Source organism: Microbacterium sp. ACRRU (assembly GCF_022346945.1).
Taxonomy (GTDB): domain Bacteria; phylum Actinomycetota; class Actinomycetes; order Actinomycetales; family Microbacteriaceae; genus Microbacterium; species Microbacterium mcarthurae.
Genome location: NZ_JAKRNI010000053.1, coordinates 1 through 9,062, shown reverse-complemented (window position 1 = coordinate 9,062; position 9,062 = coordinate 1). Strand labels below are relative to the sequence as shown.

The following is a 9,062-nucleotide window of genomic DNA, read 5'->3' as shown; positions in this document are numbered from 1 at the left end:
ACGGAGTCCCGATGACCCACCTCCCCGGCCCGATCGACCCGCCCGCGCGTCTGCTGATGGGCCCCGGCCCCATTTCGGCGTATCCGAGCGTGCTGCGCGCCATGGGCGCCCCGCTCGTCGGGCAGTACGACCCGTTCATGACGGCGACGATGACCGAGACGCAGGAGCTGTACCGCCAGGTCTGGCGCACACGGAACGACGCGACACTGCTCGTCGACGGCACGAGCCGCGCCGGCATCGAGGCGGCCATCCTCTCCCTCGTGCGTCCGGGGCAGCGCGTCTTGGTACCGATCTTCGGCCGCTTCGGCCACCTGCTGAAGGAGATCGCCGAGCGCGCGCTCGCCGAGGTCCACACGATCGAGGTGCCGTGGGGAGAGGTGTTCCCCGTGTCGATGATCCGCGAAGCGATCGAGCGGGTGAAGCCGCGCCTCGTCGCGTGCGTGCAGGGCGACACATCCACCACGATGCTGCAGCCCCTCGACGAGATCGGGGAGATCTGCCGCGCCCACGGCGCCCTGTTCTACACCGACGCGACGGCCTCGCTCGGGGGCAACCCGTTCGAGATGGATGCCTGGGGCCTGGATGCCGCGACCGCGGGTCTGCAGAAGTGCCTCGGTGGCCCCTCCGGCTCGGCGCCGATCAGCCTGTCCGACCGCGCCGTCGAGGTGGTGCGGTCGCGCGCCCGGGTCGAGGCGGGAATCCGGGAGGAGGGGGATGCCGAGGCATCCGATTTCATCCGCTCGAACTACTTCGACCTGGCGATGATCCTGGACTATTGGGGTCCGCGGCGTCTGAACCACCACACCGAGGCGACGACGATGCTCTACGGCGCGCGGGAGTGTGCGCGCGTGCTGCTGCTCGAGGGACGCGACGAGGTCATCGCGCGGCACCGGCTGCACGGTGACGCGATGCTGGCGGGCGTCGAGGGCCTGGGGCTGCGGGTCTTCGGCGATGTCGCGCACAAGATGACCAACGTGGTGGCGGTGGAGATTCCGGACGGCGTCGTCGGCGACGCGGTGCGCGCGGAACTGCTGGACGACTTCGGCATCGAGATCGGCACGTCGTTCGGTCCCCTGCACGGGCGCGTGTGGCGCATCGGAACGATGGGCTACAACGCCCGGAAGGACGCGGTGCTCACCACGCTCGCCGCGCTCGAAACGGTACTGCGGCGCCACGGCGCCTCCGTCGCCGCGGGCGGGGGCGTCGAGGCCGCGCAGGGTGTGTACGGGGCCGCCACGCCGGCCGGGGCCGCCGGATGACGACCCGCCTGCAGGTCGCGCCCGAGCGCATCGCCTCCGCGGCGCGGCGCGTGATGGCTCGGTGCGAGGAGCTCGCACGCGTGACCGCCACCCCAGGGACGATCGAGCGCGTGTACCTCTCGCCCGAGCACGCCCGGGTGAACCGCCTCGCCGCCGAGTGGATGCGCGAACTCGGCATGACGACGCGCCAGGACGCGGCCGGCAACCAGGTCGGACGGCTCGCGCCCGCCGGAGAGCCCGATGCCCCGGCCCTTCTGATGGGGTCGCATCTCGACACGGTTCCGGATGCCGGGCGCTTCGACGGCATCGTGGGCGTGCTGATGGCGCTCGAGGTCGTGCGGCTCATCCGGCGCGTCGACGATGAGGGCGTGGCATCCAGCCCCCTCCCGTTCGCGCTCGAAGTCATCGCCTTCTCGGACGAGGAGGGCACGCGATTCGGCAAGGCGCTGCTCGGTTCGTCTGCCGTGGCCGGGCAGTGGGACCCGTCGTGGTGGGATCTCACGGATGCCGACGGCACGACGCTGCGCGAGGCGTTCCGCGAGTTCGGTCTCGATCCGGGCCGCATCGGCGAGGCGGCCCGGAGACCGGAATCGCTCGTCGCCTACCTGGAGGCGCACATCGAGCAGGGCCCCGAGCTGGACCGGGCGGGGCTGCCGCTGGCGGCGGTGTCGTCGATCGCGTCGGCGCGGCGGTTCCAGCTCGTCGTCGAGGGCGAGGCCCGGCACGCGGGCGGAACGCCGTACGACATGCGCCGCGACGCGCTGCTCGGCGCGAGCGAGGCGGCGCTCGCGGTGGAGCGCATCTGCCGCGCCGAGCACCACATCATCGGCACGGTGGGTCAGCTCGAGGCGTTTCCCGGCGCGGTCAACGTCGTGCCCGGCGAGGCGCACTTCTCGCTCGACCTGCGCGGCGAGTTCGACGACACACGCGATCGCACATGGACGGCGATCTCGGCAGAGCTGGATGCCATCATGGGCCGCCGCGGCCTGCGCTGGCGCGCCCGTGAGGTGCACTCCGCGCCCGCGGTGTTCTGCGCACCGCTCCTGCAGGACGTAGTGCGTGCGGGGATCGGCGGCGAAGCACCGACCCTGTTCAGTCGCGCCGGCCACGACGCGATGGCGATCGGCGCGATCGCCGGGGTGGGGATGCTGTTCCTTCGCAACCCCGACGGGATCAGCCACCACCCCGACGAGGCCGTCTCGGGCGCCGACGTCGCGGCCGGGATCCGGGCGCTCGCCGAGGCGGTGCTGCACGTGGGGTCCGAGCGGCGCTGACGGAGGCGGTCCACGGATCGCCGGGTGGCACACGACGCCCCGACCCGCGTTCGACAGAATCGACGCATGACCGAAGCCCCTGGCATCCTGCACCTGCTCGCCTTCGCGGCCGAACCGGGCGGCGGCAATCCGGCCGGTGTGGTTCTGGATGCCACCGCGCTCGTCGAGGCCGACATGCGGCGGATCGCGACCGACCTGGGGTACCCCGAGACCGCGTACGTCGTCGCGCGGCACGGGCGTCGCCTGCGCGTGCGCTACTTCTCACCCGAGGCCGAGGTGCCGTTCTGCGGACACGCGACGATCGCGACGGCGGTCGCGCTCGCCGAAGCCGAGGGGCCCGGTGAGTTTGTGTTCGAGACGGTCGCCGGCGACGTCGCGGTGTCGGCGGTCGACGACGACGGTCGCGTCACCGCGGGTTTCACCAGCGTCGAGCCGGCCGTTCGCGACTTTCCCGACGCGGCGCCGTTGCTCGCGCTGCTGGGGCTCGGGGCCGACGACCTCGACCCGCGGATGCCGCTCGCGGAGGCCTTCGCCGGCAACTGGCATCCGGTGGTCGCCGTGCGGTCGCTCGACGTGTTCGACGGTTTCGGGTTCGATCCGGTCGCGATGCGGGCCCTGATGAGGGAGCGCGGATGGCCGGGCACGGTCACGGTGGTCCACGTTCCCGGCGCGGTCGCGGACGGAGCGGTCGTCGAGGTGCGCAACCTCTTCCCCGTCGGCGACATCACCGAAGACCCCGCCACCGGTTCCGCGGCGGCGGCCCTGGGCGCCTACCTGCGCGAGCGCGCGGGGCTCGCCGCGCCCTTCCACGTCACCGTGCGGCAGGGGCGGCACATCGGCTGGCCGAGCATCCTCGAGGTCGATGTTCCGGAGGCCGGCGGCATCCGGGTCTCGGGGACGGCGGTCCCGCTGGCGCGCTGATGTTGATGTCCCACTTTGTGCAGGTTTGCGCCGGCGCAATTGCACAAAGTGGGACACGGCCTCGGCGAGGGCGGCGGCCTCACTCCCCGCCGGCCAACCTCCACACACGGTCGCGCGAGAAGGGCAGCTCGTAGCCGCGGCGGCCCAGGGCCCGCGACACGGCGTTGCCGATCGCCGCACCCACGGGGTTGTACGGCGACTCGCTCATCGACTTCGCGCCGAAAGGGCCGAGCGTGTCGTCGGTCTCGGCGAAGTACACCTCGGTGTCGGGCACGTCGGCGAACTGCGGCACGCGGTAGGTGCGGAACACCGGGTTCTGCACCACCCCGTCCTCGAGCATGACTTCCTCGTAGAGCGCGCCGCCCAGGGCCTGCGCGGCGCCGCCCTCGATCTGCCCGCGGCACTGCGCCGGGTTGATGACGACGCCGGCGTCGGCGGTCTGGATCGACTGCAGCACCTTCACCGTTCCCGTCTCCGGATCGACGGCCACCCGCACGGCGTGCACGTTGAAGGCGAGTGACCGGAGATCGCCGAACTCGGCGCCGTCCGCGGTCAGACCGTGATCGTCGCGCATCGTCGCGGGCGCGGCATCCACGATCCGCTCCCACGGAACGAGTTCGCCGGCGACCGAGACCCCGGATGCCACGACCTCGGCGTCTGTGGCCTCCGCCCCCGTCAACGACACGGCGATGTCGATCATGCGACGGCGCAGCACCGTGCACGCGGCGTGCAGGGCTTTGCCCGCGACCGTCGTGCCCGCCGAGGCGAACGCTCCGGTGTCGTGGCGGACGGCGTCGGTGTCGGCCGCCCATAGCTCCAGGCGCTCGGGATCCGCGTCCAGGACCGTCGCCGCGATCTGCCGGTGCACGGTCGAGGTGCCGTTGCCGAACTCGGCCGTGCCCACTCGCAGCAGATACGTGCCGTCGCGGCGAAGGGTGGCGGTGGTGTGCGCGATGTGCCCGCGGGGCGCCATCGTGGCGATCATCGCCGCCGCCATGCCCTCGCCGACCGCCCACCCGTCGGGGGCGTCGACGCCGTTGCCGCGCCGCAGTGCGTCCTGTGCGAGATCGAGGCATTGGTCGAGACCGTAACTGCCCCAGATCAGATCCTCCTCGTACTTGTCCTCGTCGGGGTGCAGGGGGTCGCCCTCCCGCACCGCGTTGATCCGGCGCAGGTCGAACGGGTCGATGCCCAGCTCTTCCGACAGTGCGTCCATCGCCGATTCGACCGCGAACACCACCTGTCCCAACCCGTAGCCGCGGAACGCGCCCGACGGCGGGTTGTTCGTGTACACCGCCTCGGCGTCGATCCACTTCACGGGCACGCGGTACAGCGTCGTCGACTCGGCGCACGAGTGGAACAGCACCCCGATCGCGTGGTTGCCGTACGCGCCGGTGTCGCTGAGTACGTCGAGCTTCATCGCGGTGAGGCGGCCGTCGGCATCCGCCCCGAGCGTGGTGCGTACGCGCATCGGATGCCGCAGCGACGCGCGCACGAACTGGTCGGTGCGCGAGAACTCGTAGGCCACGGGGCGGCCGAGCTTCAGCACCGCCAGCGCCGTGAGGTCTTCGGTGAACAGCTCCTGCTTGCCGCCGAATCCGCCGCCGACCCGGTTCGCGAACACGCGGATGCGGTCGCGCTCCAGGCCGAAGACGTGCGCGAGCTCGTTACGGGCGAGGAAGGGCACCTGGGTCGACGAGCGGATGACGAGCCGCCCGTCCTCGTCGAGCCAGCCGACCGACCCGTGCGTTTCGAGGGCCGCGTGCGTGACCCGCGACGAGCGCCACTCCCCGGTGACGGTCACGTGACTCGCGGCCAGGGCCGCGTCGATGTCGCCGCCGTGACCGGTGTGGAAGCCGGCCACGACGTTGCGCCCGGCCTCCATGACCCGCTCGTCGGGCGTGCGGTCGGGGTGCAGCAGCGGCGCTCCGGGGCGGCGTGCCTCGTCGGGATCGAAGACGGCGGGCAACACGTCGTACTCGACGCGGACCGCGCGGCAGCCGGCATCCGCCGCCTCGGCCGTCTCGGCGACCACCGCGGCCACGCGCTGTCCGACGTGCCGCACGACGTCGTCGAGCATGCGCGTGTCGTCGGGGTCGTCGGTGCGGTGCTCGTGCCGGCCGGTCGAGTACCGCACGTCGGGGACGTCGGCGTGGGTGAAGACGGCGACGACCCCGGGGAGGGCCAGGGCGGCCGAGGTGTCGATCGAGGTGATGCGCGCGTGGGCGTGGGGCGAGGTCACGACGCGGAGCACGAGCGCGGGGCCGCCGGGCACGGGCTCGTCGAACGTGAACGGCTCGCGGCCCTGGACGATGCGACGCGCGGCCTCGGGCACGACCGATGTCCCCACGCGGCCGTCGGCTTCGGATGAGACGTCGGGGCGCGGCGCGCCGACCGCGGTCCCCGTCTCGCGCACCGGCCCGAGCACGGACGCGCGGATGGCCTCGCGGATCGGGCGGTACCCCGTGCACCGGCACAGGTTGCCCTTCATGCGGCGGTCCAGGTCGTCCAGGTCGCCCGCGCACAGCGTCGACGCCGTGACGCTCATGCCCGGGGTGCAGAACCCGCACTGGAACCCGAATCCGGATGCCAGTGCCTCCTGCACCGGGTGCAGCTCGTCGCCGGGGGCGAGCCCGGCGGCGGTCGTGATGGAACGCCCCTCCAGGCGCATCGCCGGGACGATGCACGAGTGCGTGGGCTCACCGTCGATGAGCACGGAGCATGCGCCGCAGTCGCCCGCGTCGCATCCCTTCTTGACCTCGACGTGCCCGGTCTCGCGCAGCAGCGTGCGCGCGCATTGGCCGGGCCGCGGGTCGGCCTCGACGGCAGACCCGTTGACCTCGAACTTCACTCGGTGCCCTCCCGCCGGCTCCCGCCGGCCCGGCGCCGCGCACTCACGCAGCGCCCTCGTGCGCGGTGCGGGCGAACCCGGCGCGCAGCCGCTCGGCCAACACCACGCTCACGCCGCGCCGCCAGTCGGCGCTTCCGAGCGGGTCGGTGTAGAAATCGGTGGCGGATGCCACGGCATCCCGCAGCTCGCCGGCTCCGGGCACGCGCGCGAACCGAAGGACGCGTGGTCGGCGCACCGCAGCGGTGACGACGAACACCGCCGCACCGTCGGGGTCGACGCGGGCCGTGACCACGGCGCCCGAACGTCCGAGCTCGGCGAGCGCGATCTTCTGCAGCCCGACGCGCGAGGTCAGTGCCGAGAGAGGCACATCGAGCGCGCGCAGCACCTCTCCCGGCGCGAGCGACGTCGCGGCGTTGTCGATGACGAGGTCGGCCACCGCGATCCGGCGCTCGCCGCCGTCGGGCGTCCACACCACGGCCGTGGCATCCAGGGTCGAGAGGAACGCGATCATCGCCCCGGCCGCGAACGCCTGGCAGACGTTGCCGCCGACGGTGGCGGTGTTCCAGATCTTGAACGACGCCAGCAGGGCATCGGCGGCGGGCCGGGCCAGGGCGAGCGACGTCCACTCGGCGGGGGCGTCACGCTCGACCCACGCCAGCAGCCGCGCGATCGTGCACGTCGCGCCGATGCGCAGCCCCTCGTCGGTGACCTCGACGTCCGGCCACTCGAGGGTGGTGAGGTCGACGAAGCCCGCGGCATCGGGCTGCGGCTCGCTCATCAGCCACGTGCCGCCGGCCATGACGACCTCCCCCGGGGCGAGCACCAGGTCGGCGCGGGTGTGCGCCGCGCGGTACGAGGTGACGGTGGTGATGTCCACGCCTCAGCCCGCCAGGATCTCGCCCGACCACGCGCCGTCGGAGAGCCGGTAGTGCTGGCGGGTGCTCTGGCCTGCGGCATCCCCGCGCCAGAACGTCAGCGTGACGGGACGGACACGGAAGCCGACCCACCGCTGCGGAGGTTCGAGGACGGGGTGCGTGGCGTCGAACTCGGCCCACACCCGCCGACGCTCGTGGACCGGCAGCTGAGCGTTGTCGAGGGTGTTCATCCAGGCCAGCAGCTGCAGGTACCGCGACCGTTGTGCGTAGACGGCGGCGGCCTCGGGCGCGCTCACTCGCTCGACGATGCCCCGCACGACGAGCTGCCGCCCCACCTCGGGCCACGCGACCGACATCGCCGCGACGGGGTTGGCGGCGATCTCGGCGACCTTCGCGCTGGCTGCATCGGTGTGGAAGTACAGGCCCGTGGCATCCCGATCGCTCACCAGGACGTGACGCAGCGAAGGCAGTCCATCGCGCCCCATCGTCGACAGGGCCGCCAAGGGGCGCAGCTCGCTGTCGTGCGGAGGGAGCCACTGCACCATCAGCGCGAGCGGGTCGGTGACGAGCGCGTCGGTCTCGTCGAGGTCGGAGCCGAACGTGGTGCCTGCCGTGATCATGGCCACCTCCGGGATTGCAGCGTCATCGCCGAGCGTAGGCACCGCGCGTTTCGGTGATGTTGCCGCCATGAACATTCGTGGAAACACACGCTCCCTACACTCCGGGCCAGGGGCGGCGACGCCCCGGATCGGAGGAACCGTGCAGGCCCTGCCCCTTCTCGACACGTGCCCGAAGCGGATGGAGTACGGCCCGTGCGGCGGCGTCGGATTCGACGGGTCGTGCGAGATCGACGCCGAGCACGCGTGCACGTTCCTGCCGCGGGCGACGGTCCCATGGGCGGGGATCGATCGCACGACCCCGGTCCACCTGACGCCGCGCACCGCCGCGGCGGCCGAAACCCTGGCCTCCCTCAGCGCACGCCCCTGGATCGTCGCCGACCTGCCCGCGCGGGCGTTGAGCGTGGCATCCATCGACGCCTGCGCCGCGATCCTGTCGGGGGAGGTGGATGCCGTCCTCGCCGGCGACGCGGGATCGGCGCGGGTGCAGTTCCCTCCCGCCTACCGGGCGCACCTGCTGCGCCGCGCGGGGCTGCGGGTGTGGACCGGGCTGAACATGCGCGACCGCAACCGCGTGGCGATCGAGGGAGAGCTCGCGGCCCTGGCGGTCGAGGGGGTGGCCGGGGTGCACTGCGTCACCGGCGACCACACCCGCACGGGGCACCGGCCCGACGCCGCACCCGTGTTCGACCTCGACTCGACCGAGGCGACGGCGCTCGCCCGCGCCGCAGGACACGTCGTGTCCGTGGCCGCCTCCCCCGCGGCGCCACCGGTGGAGCGGCGCGCGGCGCGGCTGCGAGAGAAGCTGCGCGCCGGAGCCGACGTGTGCTTCGTGAACCACGCCGGGGGAGCGGAACCGGTGCGGCGGTTCATCGACTCCGTGGCCGCCCCGGTGCGGTTCATTCCGTGCGTGCCGGTGGTGGTGGATCACGCGTCGGCCGACCTGCTCGAATCGTTCACGACGCTCGTGCTGCCCGAGGGGTTTCTGCCGCGGGTGCGGTCGGCGCACGACCCCCGCGCCGAGGGCATCGCCCTGGCGGTGGCGCTCGCGGAGGAGATGCTGGCTCTCCCCGGCGTCGTCGGTGTGAATCTCTCGGGCGGCCGCGACGGCGGCGAGGAGGCGTTCGCCGAGGCCCAGGCCGAGATCGCGCGGCGGCTGCGCTGACGCGTTTCGCGCGGGACAGCCGGCGCGCGCGGGGTGCGGGCTGTGGCATCCGGTGTGCAGAACTCCGGCGTTGTGTGGGTCGGGGGTGGGGTGGATGCCG

Annotated in this window: 7 protein-coding genes; 4 read left to right on the top strand and 3 right to left on the bottom strand. The window is 72.9% G+C overall.

Annotated features, from left to right (window positions below):
• Positions 1–11: 11 nt before the first annotated feature.
• The 3 genes from MHY30_RS14655 (at position 12) to MHY30_RS14645 (ending at position 3,454) form a co-directional block, all read left to right on the top strand.
• Positions 12–1,259 carry an alanine--glyoxylate aminotransferase family protein gene (locus MHY30_RS14655; protein ID WP_239278885.1) on the top strand — a complete coding sequence of 416 codons (1,248 nt, stop codon included), beginning with the start codon at positions 12–14 and terminating at the stop codon, positions 1,257–1,259.
• Positions 1,256–2,533 carry an allantoate amidohydrolase gene (locus MHY30_RS14650; protein ID WP_275438552.1) on the top strand — a complete coding sequence of 426 codons (1,278 nt, stop codon included), beginning with the start codon at positions 1,256–1,258 and terminating at the stop codon, positions 2,531–2,533. Before MHY30_RS14655 ends, MHY30_RS14650 begins: the two co-directional genes overlap by 4 nt.
• Positions 2,534–2,599: 66 nt before the next feature.
• The gene (locus tag MHY30_RS14645; RefSeq protein WP_239278854.1) at positions 2,600–3,454 is read left to right on the top strand and encodes a PhzF family phenazine biosynthesis protein; all 855 of its coding nucleotides are present in this window, start codon (positions 2,600–2,602) and stop codon (positions 3,452–3,454) included.
• 79 nt (positions 3,455–3,533) lie between these two features.
• Here MHY30_RS14645 and MHY30_RS14640 read toward each other — a convergent pair whose 3' ends face one another.
• Genes MHY30_RS14640 through MHY30_RS14630 form a run of 3 tightly spaced genes read right to left on the bottom strand, consistent with a single transcriptional unit; the run spans position 3,534 to position 7,800 of the window.
• A complete protein-coding gene (locus MHY30_RS14640) occupies positions 3,534–6,305 on the bottom strand; it encodes a molybdopterin-dependent oxidoreductase (RefSeq protein WP_239278842.1) in 2,772 nt (923 codons plus the stop codon).
• A 43-nt stretch (positions 6,306–6,348) separates the two neighbouring features.
• On the bottom strand, positions 6,349–7,182 hold the full coding sequence (locus tag MHY30_RS14635; RefSeq protein ID WP_239278832.1) for an FAD binding domain-containing protein: 834 nt from the start codon (positions 7,180–7,182) through the stop codon (positions 6,349–6,351).
• 3 nt (positions 7,183–7,185) lie between these two features.
• Complete coding sequence (locus MHY30_RS14630) at positions 7,186–7,800, bottom strand: pyridoxal 5'-phosphate synthase (RefSeq protein ID WP_239278820.1); 615 nt, start codon at positions 7,798–7,800, stop codon at positions 7,186–7,188.
• Between the two features lie 139 nt (positions 7,801–7,939).
• Between MHY30_RS14630 and MHY30_RS14625 the strand changes: the two genes are divergently transcribed.
• Complete coding sequence (locus tag MHY30_RS14625) at positions 7,940–8,962, top strand: methylenetetrahydrofolate reductase C-terminal domain-containing protein (RefSeq protein ID WP_239278802.1); 1,023 nt, start codon at positions 7,940–7,942, stop codon at positions 8,960–8,962.
• Positions 8,963–9,062: the final 100 nt, after the last annotated feature.